Below are 15,147 nucleotides of genomic sequence, written 5' to 3' on the forward strand. Positions count from 1 at the left end.
AGGTGGGCTTTTATTATTCAGAGACAGCGAGTATTGTATCCGAGGATGGCTCTCCTAATATATCTCGCTTAATAAAATGCTCAACTTTACCAAGTTGCTCATCAGAAAGTTCCTGAGCCATCACTAAACGCACCAGTTCTAATACCTTTGGTCTTTCCTTCAGCAAAGTCACCACATCTGGGTCTGTGGAAGGACAAAGCCGAAATAGTACATCAGGATCAGCAGCTAAAACTTTTGCTAATGCTTTTATAACTTCTGGCTTTGGCGGATGCTCCTTACCCCGCTCAATACGACTCAAGTAAGCAGGCGAGATACCGACCATAGTAGCCGTCTCCCGAAGTCCCAAATTTTGAGCCTCCCGAAGTTGCCTGATTGTTTCTCCAAACTTGCTCATCCCTCCAATCCTTGTTGTTTGTTATGTAACACTAAACATTTTTGGTCTCAGCCGTCAACGGTAGTTTCGGTAGCAATTGAGAAGCTAGCAAAGCGATCGTATATTTCTTGCTATTGCGAAGATAAAAAGAGCGTCCTCAAAAAATAAAAATAGCAAAATTCCAAATGTCCAAAAGAAAGGATTTAGACGAAAATCAAATCATTACATTACTTCATTCAGCACTTTTTGAAGGAGTTTTAGAGCTTAATAACGTGCCAGAACTACTTCAGCAAGTCCTTGAAGAAGAATTATGGCGGAAAAGAATTATTCCAGAAACACAGCAGGTTACAACATTTGATTCCTTTATTGATTTTATACAAACTTCCCCACCAGTAGGACTAGGGACAACTTTTGAAACACTCTGGCGACTGTGCTCCCATGACTCATTACTTCTAGATTTGCTAGACCGTGCTGTGCAGAGAGGAGCGGGAGCACCTGAAAAAAATCAAAGGATTGATAGTGAGGAAATAATTGTTGATGATATACACAGTTATGATAAGATAAAGAGACCTAGTGGCACCAGCAAACAAGCTGGACTTCGCCAGCTTCGTAAAAAAAATCCCGAATTACACGCTAAAGTTCTGGCTGGTGAGTTAACTGTTAATGCTGCTATGGTTCAAGCCGGATTAAGAACTAAGCAAGTAACAGTTTTTGTAAATCCTCTTCGGGCAGCAACGAAGCTTGAAAAAACCTTTCAAGAGGAGGATTTCATCAAACTGGTAGCATTGCTTATGTCTGCCTTGCCAGAACAAAAGGAGATAGTTGCAGAAAAATTCAAACAAGTTCTAGATGAAAAGCAACTCAAAAAAATTAAAGATTTTTTAGCATCTCTTTGAAGAAGCCATTGAGTAGCCTTCCTTTTCAGACAGAACTTGTACATAGGCAGAATGCTTTTGGTGCAGCGCTTAATCGTTACTGCGACAAGGCAATGTATGTGACGTACAGGCTGAAGAAAAGCACAACTTATTTAATTGAAGGGCAATTGAATGGCTAAACGGAAGAGAATTATAAATCCAGAAGTTATCAACAGGTACATCAAGGAAGGTCGTGGACAAGGCATAGCTTCTGAATACAAACCCTGGTTATTGATTCAAGATGTACCATCACTAGGTCTTGCTACCAGAATTAAGGGTTGGAAAACCAGAAGAGTTCATCATTTACACAGCAACCTAGAACTTAACTATTTCTATGTGCTGGAATGGTCATCTATTGTTTGTGATATTCGGGAACAGTATCCCCTCCTACCCTTAGAAGAAACATTAGCGATCGCTGAACAGTCTGGAATTCCTCATCCGAAACACCCAAAAACTCAAGAGCCAATTGTAATGACAACTGACTTTTGTGTTACTGTTCGCCAGAAAATTGGAGTTGTAGAGCAAATTCGTACAGTCAAATATGCTCAAGATTTGCAGTCAGAAAGGACATTACAAAAATTAGACATTGAACGTCAATATTGGCAGTCCAGAGGTATCGATTGGAAAATCGTCACAGAAAATGAAATTTCTGAAGCATTAGTCAGAAATGTTGAGTGGCTACACCCTTATCTGGTAGTTGAGAATCTATCACCTCTTTCAGCATCTGAAATTCGTCGAATTGAAACAGCTCTAACTCTGAGAATAGTCAAACACAATCAATCATTAGCAAGAATAGCTGCTGATTGTGATGACAAACTTGGTCTATCACCAGGTATCTGTCTTACTGTGGCTCGTCATCTTCTTGCCAACCGCAAGTGGTTGATTGACATGAATAAACCAATTCAACCCAGTGAGCCTTTAGTTCTTCTGGCCAATCTGTTAGAGCAATCACATCAAGGATTAGAGGGTGTAGGATGAGTCTTCTCGTCAATATGCTGCTGGAATGGCAAAACGCTGAGGCTGAAAACAAAATTGAGCGTGTACTGTGGATTGACCCGTCTGGTCAAGACATGGTGACCATAGAGATTAACAACTCAAAAGCGCTCCCAAAATGGCAAAAATTCAAAGAGGTGGAGACAGCAATTATATCCAAGAAGATGTGTATCCTTGAAGTTGATCCATATTCAGGGTTACTTCGTCCCGAAAGTGCTATTTCAGAGAATCACCGTCAGCATAGAGACCATGCATGGAATGTCATTGCCCCACTAGTTGAGGGTGAAATAGAGTTAATCTTTGATGCCCGTACTCGTGGTCAATTGATAAGGGATACAGTCAAACGAACAGGTTGCATAAAAAAGACTATTTATCATTACTTGCGGCGTTACTGGCAGGGAGGACAAGCAAAAAATACCCTTCTTCCTTTGTTTGATAGATGTGGGGCAAAAGGGCAAGAAAAAAAACCTTCTAATTGTAAGCGTGGTCGCCCAAGTAAGCTCTCAAAAGTAACAAATATACCACTAGGGGTCAATGTAGATGATGAAATAAGACACAGCTTTCAGTGTGGAATCAAATTATTTTATGAAAAGCAACAGGGAATAACTTTGAATAATGCCTTTGACGAGACCTTAAAAAAGTTTTTTCATAAGGGTTATGAAATTCGAGATAAAGTATTAGTGCCTGTATTACCACCTGCTAGCGAACTACCTACATTTGCTCAGTTCCGCTATTGGTATGACAAAGAGCGTGATATTAGTAGGGAAAAAATTTCTCGTGAAGGTCAGCGTCGATTTAATTTATCTTATCGGGCTATACTTGGAAGTTCAACCCAAATGGCTTATGGACCAGGGTCAGTCTACCAAATTGATGCCACTATCGGCGATATTTATCTAGTTAGTTCTCTAGACCGAAATCGTATTATTGGTCGCCCTGTAATTTACTTTATTATCGATACCTTTAGCCGACTCATTACAGGATTTAGTGTCAGTTTAGAAGGTCCAAGTTGGTTAGGTGCAATGTTAGCTCTTGAAAATGCTACGAAGGATAAAGTAGCTTTTTGCCAAGAGTATGGAATTCAAATTGATCAAGCAGATTGGCCAAGTCATCACCTTCCTGAAAAAATTCTAGCAGACCGAGGTGAATTAGAAGGATACAACGCTGACAATTTGGTCAATGCTCTTGACATTGGGATATCCAACACACCTCCCTACCGAGCTGATTGGAAAGCAATTGTTGAGCGAAACTTTCGCTTAAGCAATGACAAAATGATTCACTGGATGCCTGGAGCTGTTTACCAAAAACGAGAAAGAGGTGACAAGGACTATAGGCTTGATGCAGTTCTAGACCTTAACCAATTCCGCAAGCTGATGATTTACTGCGTCCTTGACCATAACAAAGACCACAGGATGCAATGGTATCGAATGGACGAGTTCATGATCCAAGATTATGTTGACCCTTACCCACTAGACCTTTGGAATTGGGGCATCAGAAACCGAGTTGGTCATCTTCGCCAAATGGCATCTGAAATTGTCAAACTAAATCTGCTGCCAACAGCAGAGGCTTCAGTCACTGCACAAGGTATCTATTATAAAGGATTGTTATATACCTGCCAACTAGCTCTATGTGAGCAATGGTTTGTAAAGGCAAGAATCAAGGGAAGATGGAAAATTCCAATAGCCTATGATATCCGCTCATTGAATACCATATATCTGCGCCTTGATGACAGTAGACACTTGGAACCTTGCGAGCTTATTGAGACTGAGACAACATTCAGAGGGCGAAATTGGTATGAAACCGTTGACTACTTTGAGCTACAAAAACAAGGCAAAGAAATTGCTATGACTCGCCAACAGTCTTCCAAAGCTACTTTCCAAGCTCAAGTAGACCAGATTGTGGGTGAAGCCAAAGAACAGACTGAAAAAGCGCTCACTGGCCAAAGTAAGCGATATCGCGTACCAAAAATATTAAAGAAAATCGCAAATCAGAGCGTGAAAGTGAGCGAGAAACAGGAGCATGGGAATTGGGAGCCAAAGAAAATTCCCAGGAGCTAGGGCAAGTAATTCCAATACCTTTAAATACTCAACCCGAAGAAGAGAACGAAGGTTATGTAGCTCCACCCAAGCCAATTGATAAATTACGCAAGCTAAGAGAGAGGAACTGGAAAAATGACTAGTACCAATTTGACGCCATCACTGTTAGTAGGGAAGGGAGCAGTTGTACCAGCCTCATACCGTGATCCACTAATTTCAAGCTACCGTGGTAATCCACTGATAGAGGCCTTACCCCCAATTCTATCAGAAGAGGAAGTTATGCAGTTTCTGGCAAATTATCCCAATTATGACGAGGGAGAACGCCAACTGCCATCCCATCTGCGTTTACATTTGGTGCAGAATGCACTGCAATTTTTTGAACCTCTTCCAATTCATATTGATTTAGAACAGCGATTTTCACGCATGATTCGGGCAGGGTATCAAGCACGCAATCCATTAAAAGCTGATTTTTGGAGAAATTTCCAAAAGCAATTAGATGTTCTCGGTTCTGAAGTGACCACGGTCACTCAAAATCATCGATTCAGGTCAACGGCTACAGGCTTCACAATTATTGGCATTAGCGGTGTGGGTAAGACCACATCTGTAGAAGCAATATTGGATCTTTATCCGCAAATAATAGTTCATGGCCACTATTGCGATCGTGATTTTATACTCATGCAAATTGTATGGCTAAAACTAGAGTGTCCTAATGATGGTTCGATTAAAGGCCTGTGTCTAAATTTCTTTCAAGCCGTTGATGACCTTTTAAGAACAGACTATTCCAAAAATTATACAGGAGGAGGTAGGCGCACTGTAGATGAGTTAATTCCGTACATGGCTCGTGTAGCTTCGCTACATTGCATCGGGGTGTTGGTAATCGATGAAATTCAACATCTGAACGAAGCTAAAAGTGGTGGCTCAAAAAAAATGCTCAACTTTTTTGTCCAGCTTATTAATACTATTGGCATTCCTGTTGTTCTTGTAGGAACCTATAAAGCCATGACTATTTTAAGTGGTGAGTTTCGTCAAATCCGTCGGGGTAGTGGTCAAGGGGATCTTGTTTGGGACAGGATGGCAGACGATGATGTTTGGGAATTCTTTGTCGAATCGCTTTGGCGCTATCAATACCTCAAAAAACTTTGCCCACTCAAACCAGAACTATGCCACGCTCTCTATGAAGTAACTCAGGGGATTACCGACTTTGCAGTCAAAATTTATATGCTGGCGCAAGTGCGGGCAATTGCAACTGGAAAAGAAACCGTTACTGAGAGCATCATTCGGTCAGTTGCTAAGGATAGCCTGCGCCTAGCACAACCAATTATGTTAGCTTTAAAAAATGGTGATATCCAATTTCTTCAAAATTTTGAGGATGTTCATCCAATCGATATTACATCTTTCATACAAGAAGCTCAAAATAGTATAAAAGTTGTTGGCAAAATTAGCTCTTCACCCATAATTCAGAAAAGCTTGGTAGAGGTTGAACAAGAAGTTAAAGTTAGCCCTGATAATCCTAATTTTGATTCCCCTGTGACAGAGTTAGCAGGCGAAGTAACAGATGTTACTACTCAATCTCCTTTGCAAAGTGAGATTAATAAGAGGCAGAGAAAACGTCATAAAACTACTACAGGAAAAAAAGCCTTAGTAGAGGTTGTGAATTTGAGTGCAAAACAAGGAATTGCTGCCTATGAAGCTCTCAAGCAAGAAAATTACATTTGTTCCGCTACTGAATACCTGCCGGAGGAAGTAGAAAAATGATTGGTTTATTTCCAGATCCCTATCCTGATGAACTGCTCTATAGTATCTGTGCCCGTTTCCAAGATCGAGTAAAGTATCCAACTCACAGTTCTGTAGGAAGAGAACTCTTTGGAGTTCTTGTTAAAGCACCTATAGATTTCCCTACTCATCTTGGGTATCTTGTTGCGAACTTACCACCCCAATATTGCTATACAGTTGACCAACTCATCGATAACCATACTTTGCTGCCTTTTTATGCTCCATTTCATCCACATGAGCGGATCAATTCTATTCGGAACGCTATGGCAGGATCAGACAACGCATCAATTCATGGATCTTTAGGTATTTTAAATAGTGAGATTAAGCCACCAAAGTGGCTGCAATTCTGTCCTTTGTGCAGAGATCAGGATAGCAAGAAGTTTGGAGAATCCTATTGGCATCGTGTTCACCAATTGCCTGGTGTAGAAGTTTGCGCTACTCATCTTGTTTTTCTAGAAACAAGTAGTGTAAGGACACAAGATAGAAAAAGAGTATATGAATTTACCTCAGCTGAACAAGAAATACATAAAACATCGCCACGTCAATTGAATATATCAAACTCACATCATAAAATTTTATTGAACATAGCTGAAGATGCTGCTTGGTTATTAAATCAAAAGTGTCTGAGTGCTAATTTTGACCTTTTGTATGAGCGATACTACTTTCTTTTAAGAACTCAAGGATTAACTTCCTTTAGCGGCAGGTTGCGTGGATCTGAATTTATAAAAGCATTTGAAAGTTATTACTCGCCTAAATTGTTAGAACTATTACAATCAGAAGTTGATAAACTAACTAAAAAACAGTGGCCAATATCATGGTTTGCAACCTCAAATCAAATATCACATCATCCTCTGCGTCATTTACTAGTAATGAACTTTCTCGGCTATAGAGCCGAAGATTTCTTTAAAATCCAGCCTATTGAATACAAACCCTTTGGAAAAGGCCCTTGGCCTTGCCTTAACTCTGCAAGTGACCATTTTAACAAAGCAAAAATAAAGGAGTGTCGTGTACAACTTAATGGAAACAATAGCAAACCTATAGGTATATTTAGTTGTACTTTCTGTGGATTTGTTTACTCCCGAACAGACCATGATTCATCATCCAAGAATAAACTTCAAACAATAAAAGTACAGACCTATGGACCTGTATGGGATACAGCTTTGACAAAGCTATGGAATGATTCGACACTTAAACTTGTGGAGATTGTACAACGACTTGGAGTTCATCATACAACCATCAAGCGTCAAGCTGGCCGTTTAAATCTGATCTTCCCTAGACCAAGTGCTCGTCTAATTCAAGGAGCTTTAACGCCGCCTCGGCAGAAGGATTCTCAGATTGCTATGGCAGCAGAGACTTTGGAGTCTTATCGACAGCAATGGCTGTCAGCTATAAAACAGAATCCTGGGCTGGGAAGGTCAGCTTTTGCACAAAGATTTCAGCGTATTCATCGTTGGTTATATCAAAATGATCTTGAATGGCTAAAGAATAATCTGCCTGCCACTCAATTAGAAACGCAGCGAATGCCCAAGTTGGATTGGGAAAACCGTGACATTCAACTAGCCGATGCAGTGAGGCTCTCAGGCTTAAGGCTGAAAAACTCTCTTGATAAACCTATAAGGGTAAGTGTAGAAGCAATTGGTAAAGAGCTTGGTCAAACAGCACGAATTACTAAGCAAATCGATCAGCTACCGTTAACAACTAAAGCACTGGCTGAGGTAGTTGAGACAATGGAAGACTTTACTATTCGTAAAATTTACTGGGCTGCTGAACACTTCCGTCAAGACAGGATATACCTAACACAATGGCAGTTCTTGCGTAAAGCAGGTTTAGAGGGATCAAAATTCTTAACAGTACCAAAAGTGCAGGACGCAATTGTTACTGCTATGAAATATTGCAATTCTCTAGATACTTCTATAACTACATATACCCCGCCTTCCGAGGCTTCTATTTCAGAAAATTTGGTAGAGGAAGACTTAATGCTTGGTTGTTTTCCTGATTCTTATCCAGATGAATTGTTTTACAGCATTTGTGCTAGATTTCACGATCGAGTTCTGTACCCTAGTCAGAGATCAACCATTCGTGATTTATTCCAAACTAAAAACGCGATCGCAATCTTTGATCTACCAAGTCGGCTAGATAAATTTATTGCAAATTTACCTGCTGGACACCGTTATACAGCTGAGTATTTGATTGACAACTATACATTGCTGCCCTTTTATAGACCTTTCCTTCCGCCGGATAGGCTTCAGCTAGTTTTCGAGGATATGTGCAGTGATAATGGTTCAAAAATCCATACGCGTTTAGGAATTGTCGCTGGCTCCATCCAGATGCCTACTTATCTTCGTTTCTGTCCAATCTGTATACAAAAGGATAGAGAGCAGTTTGGCGAATCCTACTGGCATCGTCTCCATCAAGTGTCAGGTGTCGAAGTTTGTCCCACTCACGAAGTGTTTCTAGAGCAAAGTAGTTTACAGACCCATAATCGCAGACGGCTCTATGAATTTATTTCCGCAGAACGCATAACTGCTAACGTATATCCCCGTCAAATAAACCTCTCAAATATTTGTCACAAATTTCTGTTAAAGATTGCTAGTGAAGTGGAATGGCTACTCAATGATTGCCAATCTGTTCCTGGTTTAGAGTCTTTGTATCTTAATTACCGAACATTAGCAATGAATAATCCAGAGTTAGTCACTTACGCAGGCAGGATTCGGCTTCAGGAATTTTTGAGAAACTTCAAAAATTACTATCCTGCTGAAGTTTTAGAGATTCTCCAATGTCAACTTAATGAGCAGAGTCGTGGTAACTGGCTCTGTGAGCTTATGCACTTTCCTAGAAGAGTTCACCATCCACTACGCCATCTGCTCCTTATTAATTTCTTGGGATTTACAGCAAAAGAGTTTTTTGAGCTAAAAGAAGCACCTAAACCCTTTGGTGATGCTCCCTGGCCTTGCCTAAACCCTGTTTGCAAAAACTTCAAAAAGCCTGTAATCAGTGAATGTCGAATTACATACAGCCAGGAGACTCACAGACCAACGGGTAATTTTGCTTGCACCTGCGGTTTTGCTTACTTCAGGATAGGTCCTGATAAATCACCAGAAGATCGCTTCAAATTTTGTAGAGTCAAAGTTTACGGAATTATTTGGCAAAAATCCCTGAAAACTCTTTGGAAGGAATCGTCTCTCACCCTCAATGATCTAGAAAAGCGTTTAGGAGTTAGAGCCACAACTGTTCTCCGCCAAGCAGCTTTGCTGAAACTGACTTTTCCTCGACCTAACTCTAGGGCAAGAGCAACTGAGTTATGTGCATCTCTCAAGCCTCGCTTTGTAGGTCCGCATATCCTTGCCCCAGAAGTACTAGAGTCTTACAGAAACCTATGGTTGGAAAAAATAGCAAATAATCCTAGACTAGGACGCACTCAACTGCGAAGTCAAATACCAGCAGTTTATGCACAATTGTATAACTATGATAGAGAGTGGCTCAAGGAGCATCTGCCACCACCCCAAGCTAAAAATGGTTTATCGGGTGTGGATTGGGCTAGCCGAGATGCTACAACGATGGAAGCTGTTAAAGTTGCAACACAGCGCTTAAAAGAGAATGTCAATCCAATTATTTGGATTACTCAGACAACGATCGCTAATTCCCTCAATTATCCTGCTAGTGCTTGGATCAAGAAATTCCTCAATAAACTACCAATGACCGCAAATGTGGTAAGGGAACTGAGCGAAACTAGAGAAGAGTTTGCTGTGAGAAGAGTTCAGTGGGCAGCAGACTGCTTTCGCCAAGAGAACTTGTGTCCACAAAGATGGGAACTAGTGCGTCGTGCAAGTTTGCGTCCAAAAACAACAGAATTGCCATTGGTTAAGGAAGCGATCGCAACTGCTTTAGAAGCTTTAGGCTCACTTCTGGTCCCTTAATTATTCAACAAAAAAACCTGATTATAAGCTAATCGTCATTCATTTTTCCAGACTGATTCGCTCGTAGTAAGGGCTTCAGCCCTGATGTTATGCAACAACTTAAATGCTCATTAGCTTATAACCTGAATTCGGTTCAAATGAATTAGCGATCGCTAACCATTGCTCTCCATACTCAATGGCTTTGGCATAGTTGGCCAAATTAGAGTAAGCAACTCCCAGATTGCCCAGAGCTTTACCCTCGCTTTGGCGGTGTTTGATTTCTTGGGTGAGTAATCAATGTCTTGTGATGCACACCTTTGACCCGTTCGATGCCACGAAATCCCATACCATTAACGTACATTTTCAGGCATTCCCGTTTCATTTCATCACTGTATCCTTGGGGTGGTTCTTGGCGATCAATGAATTGGCGTTAGCGAAACGGAGCGGAACGCACGCCGCAATCACAGCAAATGTGATTCTGCTTACCTCTTTTCTTTCCATTCTTACGGATATGGAACGACCCACAAAGCGGACATTCCATCTAGTTTCACCTCAATTCATACCACCATTATGCAATGCCGGAATTTTCTAGTCATAGATATAGAGTGAGTGCGATCGCGCTTTATCTTCTCAGTCAAAAGCTCAATTGCCTAGCACAGACAAGTACTTATACTTATGTGACAGTTTCCAACTTTATTATTTGCAGCGAAGGCTAGGTAGAAGAGAAATTGGATTAGAGTTTCCAACTTTATTTTTTCAAGCCTGTTCGATATCAAACGGAAAATCAGGGCTTTTAGCCACTCTGAGTATCCAACTTTATTGTTTGTGTACAGGTTTTCATCAAAGATTTGGGGTTGGGGAGATAATGCTTTCTCTAAAAGCCCACCAACCATCACCAAGACTGGACTCTTTAATGAAAACGCTTAAGGGCGAGTTATGATGATGTTGCTCAATGCGATCGCCTACAGTGAGCGGTTACGCGATCGCCAAAAGTCTTGCTAAATAATTGTAATAATATTTAATATGAGTCTAGGTTGTGTAATTTAGATTAACTATTGCAGAGAAATTCTCTCAGACTGAGTAAAATGACAAATACAACGAGGCAACTATTTTATAGATTAGTTACCCTAGAACTGGAGACTATGTTTTCAGTCCTGAGTTACTTCTGTATTTTGCCTCTGAGGCATAGCAATTTAGACCACACTAAATCCTTCATTTAAGAGCTCCTACAAATCATAATGGCTGTGATTGAGAAGAAAAGAACTCGCGATCTGCCCCAAATTAACGAACGAATTCGCTTCCCGAAAATTCGGGTCATTGACACTGACGGTGCCCAACTGGGAATTATGCTCCCACAAGAAGCACTACAACTAGCAGAAGAAAAAGAGCTAGATTTGGTGCTAATCAGCGATAAAGCTGACCCGCCGGTTTGTCGGATTATGGACTACGGGAAATACAAGTTTGAACAGGAGAAAAAGGCGCGGGAAGCCCGGAAAAAACAGCACACGGCTGATGTCAAAGAAGTTAAGATGCGCTACAAAATAGAAGAACACGACTACAATGTGCGTGTTAAGCAAGCAGAGCGCTTTTTGAAAGATGGCGATAAAGTCAAAGCAACTGTGATGTTCCGGGGTCGAGAAATTCAACACAGCGACCTAGCAGAAGATTTGCTCAAGCGAATGGCAACGGATTTAGAGCCTTTTGGTGAGCTTCAACAAGCGCCTAAAAAAGAAGGACGAAACATGATGATGCTCATCTCGCCTAAAAAATAATTCTCTAACTGTTTAATAGACTAAGTTTGAAAATCCCCTGACTTCTGGCCAGGGGATTTTTTGATGTTTCTTTCCGATGCAATATGCGCCCAAAGTTTTGAGGTTATTTAAATTTATCTAAAATCGATAGTCCTGAAGACTGAATGGGAAACATAATACTCAGTTGCTCAGGACTGTTGCTATTTCCAGGAAATGAGAGACAAGGAAGACAAGGAAGACAAAAAGTATTTTTCTCCCCCTGTCCCCCTGCTCCCTGCCCCCTGTCCCCTGCCCCCTGCTCCCTGCTCCCTGTCCCCTGCCCCCTGCTCCCTGCTCCCTGCCCCCTGCCCCCTGCCCCGCTTCCCAATGCGCGGTGATACTACCAGAAAATAAAACTGCATGGAACTGAAAAATCACTGGTTGGCTGCAAATAAAGTTGCTTTACCACGACTACTACAGTGGGTGAATCTCCGACCAGAGGAGAGCGAACGCACTCAGATAATGTTTCTTTTTTACACAATTGTCTGTGTAGGATTGCGGTGGGCAGAAGACAGTACGGTGGCGCTGTTTTTGGATGAATATGGGACTCATCTACTGCCGTGGATGTACATTGCTAGTGCGGCAATGAGTGCCGGACTGGTTTTTTTATACTCTTGGCTGCAAAAGATTTTTCCCTTACGTCGGGTAATTGTGGCGATCGCACCTTGCATGTTGATGCCATTAGTTTTATTAGTTGTATTACGTTGGGGATCGCATTTTTCCTATCTGGCAGTGATTTCGGCTTTTCTGCTGCGGCTATGGGTAGATGCACTTTATGTGGTCAATGACCTCAACACCTCCATCGTCGCCAATCAAATATTTAATATTCGGGAGATTAAACGAACTTACCCACTGGTGAGTAGTGGGCTTTTAGTAGCAGATGTAATCAGTGGCTTTAGTTTACCTTGGCTATTGCAATATACCACGCTGAATAAGATCATCCTGATCGCCTGTATGGTGATTTTATTAGGATCGGGAATTCTATTCTATTTAACTCATCATTATCGAGCAGCTTTTCCTGAAACCCCACAAAGACTAGCTCCTGAACAACAAGCTTCACAAGAGCGTTTCATTAAAAGTCCACTGAAGCGCTACGTCTGGCAGTTGTTTGCTTTTGTGGGACTATTGCAAGTTATTGGGTTGTTAATAGATTTTCAGTATCTGCGCGAACTCCAATCCAATTTGAGCGACCGAGAACTTGCGAGCTTTTTGGGTCTTTTTGGTGGGATGTTGGGACTGTGTGAGTTGTTGTTGCAGTGGTTTTTTTCCAGCCGACTCATCGAACGGATGGGGGTATTTTTCACTGCAACGCTTTTACCAATCACCGTCGGCTTTTCACTCCCAGGAGTGCTGGTATTGCTGCATTTAATTCCAGCCATCCAATCGCAAAGCTTTTTCTGGGGTTTGATAATTGTCAAATTCTGCGATGAACTTCTGCGCTACACCTTTGTCATGAGTAGCGGCCCCATCCTGTACCAACCGATTCCAGAGGGAATTCGCAGCCGGATGCAGACTTTATCTGGCGGAACTGCTGAAGCGATCGCCACAGGTTTGACAGGAGCGCTAATTTTTGTAACTATCTTGGTTTGTGGGCGGTTTGTACCCGTATCACTACAAAAATGGGTGTTAGTAGCAGAAACCATGCTGATAACTGGCACTTGTTTAACAGTAGTTTGGGAATTGCGATCGCGCTATGTGGAACTGTTAGTCTTGAGTGTGGCGCGGGGTCACTTGAGTGCAAGCAATGTCGGCTTGCGATTTTTCAAACAGGGTGTAGTCAAAGCTTTAGCAGAAAAAGGCTCTGAGGCTGATAAACGCTCTTGTATTGAACTTTTAGCCCAAATTGACTCCCAAGGCGCGGCGGAAGTTTTAGCCCCGCTACTAGTGAAGTTAACTCCAGATTTGCAGCGCCAAAGTTTGGAAGTGATGCTGATGGGAGGCGTAAACCCGGTTTATTTAGCTGCCATCCGTCCTTTGTTAGAAGAATCCCAAGAAACGAACCCCGAAGTTTTTGCTTTAGCGTTGCGCTACGTTTGGCTGGCTGAACCAAATCCTAATTTAAGCCTCTTAGAAGGATATTTACACCCCCGACAAAACTCACTCATCCGCGCCACCGCCGCCGCTTTAGTCTTACGCCAGGGAACGCCGATGCAAAAGGTAGCAGCTACTCAAACCATGCGCCGGATGCTGACTCATAAGCAAGAACGGGAACGGGTGAATGGAGTCAGAGCGCTCAGAGAAGCAGTTTATTTGCAGGCGTTGCGGATTCATATCCCGAATTTATTACAAGATGAGTCGTTACGGGTGCGCTGTGCCGTATTAGAAATGATTTCAGCCACTCATTTAGAAGAGTATTATTCGGCACTGATTGCAGCACTTTATTACAAATCAACCCGCAGTACAGCCATGTCAGCCCTAGTGCGACTGGAAAATGAAGCTTTAGAAATGCTGTTGCGGTTGGCAACCAATATTTACAAACCAGAAGTAGTGCGGATGTATGCTTGGCGTACCATTGCTCAAGTCGGTACCCAGCAAGCATTGGAGACTTTATGGGAAAACTTGGAAATCTCCTGGGGTACTACTAGAGATCATATTCTCCGCAGCTTACTAAAAATCCACAAACAACCAGGAATTAAAGGTTTAGTAGATCGATTTTATGAAAGTCGGGTAGAAAATTTAATTAAGCAGGAATTAAAATTTTTAGGTGAAATTTACGCCGCATACATTGACTTCCAAACACTAGACCAAAAAGAAAATTATCAATCCAATCAAAGGATTGTGATTGTCTCGGAATTATTGCAACGCGCCCTTCTAGAATTGGAATTAGATGTCAAAGAGCGGCTGCTACTCTTACTGAAACTGCTTTACTCGCCAGAAAAGATGCAAGCAGCATCCTTCAATCTGCGATCGCTCTCAGTGGTAAACTTAGCGCGGGGGTTAGAAATCTTAGAGCATACCATAACTTTGCCTTCAAAATCTTTATTGCTGAATATTTTAGACAACCGACCACAAACAGAAAAATTGCAATATCTTGTCGAAGCCAAGATCGTAGAATATGAGAACATGATAGTTAGCGATCGCCTCCACAGATTGCTGATGTTAGGTAATTTTCTTTCTGATTGGTGTCTAGCTTGTTGTTTTCATTATGCTCAAGTGACACGCATTAGACTGACCAGTTCTGAGATACTAATGAGTTTGCGTCATCCCACCGGCTTTGTCAGAGAAGCTGCGATCGCATATTTAAATATGGTTTCATATCGCGTTCTCCAGCAAATCCTCCCCCAGTTACAAAAAGATCCACATCCTTTAGTGTCCGCTCAAGTTAAAGAGTTACTCGAAAAATATCAATTCAAAAATTACAATTAAAAAACCTCC

8 protein-coding genes and 1 pseudogene are annotated in these 15,147 nt (G+C 41.6%); 7 read left to right on the forward strand and 2 right to left on the reverse strand.

The genetic code is table 11. From position 1 onward, the window contains the following. Positions 1–13: 13 nt before the first annotated feature. Positions 14–394: a helix-turn-helix domain-containing protein gene (locus tag NSTC731_RS20835; RefSeq protein ID WP_322669256.1), complete on the reverse strand. Its 381-nt coding sequence runs from the start codon at positions 392–394 to the stop codon at positions 14–16. A 164-nt stretch (positions 395–558) separates the two neighbouring features. Between NSTC731_RS20835 and NSTC731_RS20840 the strand changes: the two genes are divergently transcribed. The 5 genes from NSTC731_RS20840 (at position 559) to NSTC731_RS20860 (ending at position 10,003) form a co-directional block, all read left to right on the forward strand. After that, positions 559–1,269 (forward strand): hypothetical protein, encoded by a 711-nt coding sequence (locus NSTC731_RS20840; protein ID WP_445626604.1) that lies wholly within the window; start codon positions 559–561, stop codon positions 1,267–1,269. Between the two features lie 150 nt (positions 1,270–1,419). Next, complete coding sequence (locus tag NSTC731_RS20845) at positions 1,420–2,265, forward strand: TnsA endonuclease N-terminal domain-containing protein (RefSeq protein ID WP_445626605.1); 846 nt, start codon at positions 1,420–1,422, stop codon at positions 2,263–2,265. Continuing rightward, complete coding sequence (locus tag NSTC731_RS20850; RefSeq protein WP_445626606.1) at positions 2,262–4,334, forward strand: Mu transposase C-terminal domain-containing protein; 2,073 nt, start codon at positions 2,262–2,264, stop codon at positions 4,332–4,334. Before NSTC731_RS20845 ends, NSTC731_RS20850 begins: the two co-directional genes overlap by 4 nt. Positions 4,335–4,448: 114 nt before the next feature. Beyond that, complete coding sequence (locus NSTC731_RS20855; RefSeq protein WP_445626607.1) at positions 4,449–6,068, forward strand: ATP-binding protein; 1,620 nt, start codon at positions 4,449–4,451, stop codon at positions 6,066–6,068. After that, on the forward strand, positions 6,065–10,003 hold the full coding sequence (locus tag NSTC731_RS20860) for a TnsD family Tn7-like transposition protein (protein ID WP_445626608.1): 3,939 nt from the start codon (positions 6,065–6,067) through the stop codon (positions 10,001–10,003). The genes NSTC731_RS20855 and NSTC731_RS20860 overlap by 4 nt, the downstream gene beginning before the upstream one ends. 271 nt (positions 10,004–10,274) lie before the next feature. On the opposite strand, the pseudogene NSTC731_RS20865 reads toward NSTC731_RS20860, so the two are convergent. Continuing rightward, positions 10,275–10,523 (reverse strand): annotated as a pseudogene (locus tag NSTC731_RS20865) (transposase-like zinc-binding domain-containing protein); the annotation flags it as partial. 697 nt (positions 10,524–11,220) lie between these two features. Between NSTC731_RS20865 and infC the strand changes: the two are divergent. Further along, positions 11,221–11,754, forward strand: a complete 534-nt coding sequence (gene infC, locus NSTC731_RS20870) for a translation initiation factor IF-3 (RefSeq protein WP_322673183.1) — start codon at positions 11,221–11,223, stop codon at positions 11,752–11,754. Between the two features lie 378 nt (positions 11,755–12,132). Then, positions 12,133–15,138 (forward strand): MFS transporter, encoded by a 3,006-nt coding sequence (locus tag NSTC731_RS20875; RefSeq protein ID WP_445626609.1) that lies wholly within the window; start codon positions 12,133–12,135, stop codon positions 15,136–15,138. Positions 15,139–15,147 lie beyond the last annotated feature (9 nt).

This window comes from Nostoc sp. DSM 114167 (assembly GCF_052692655.1).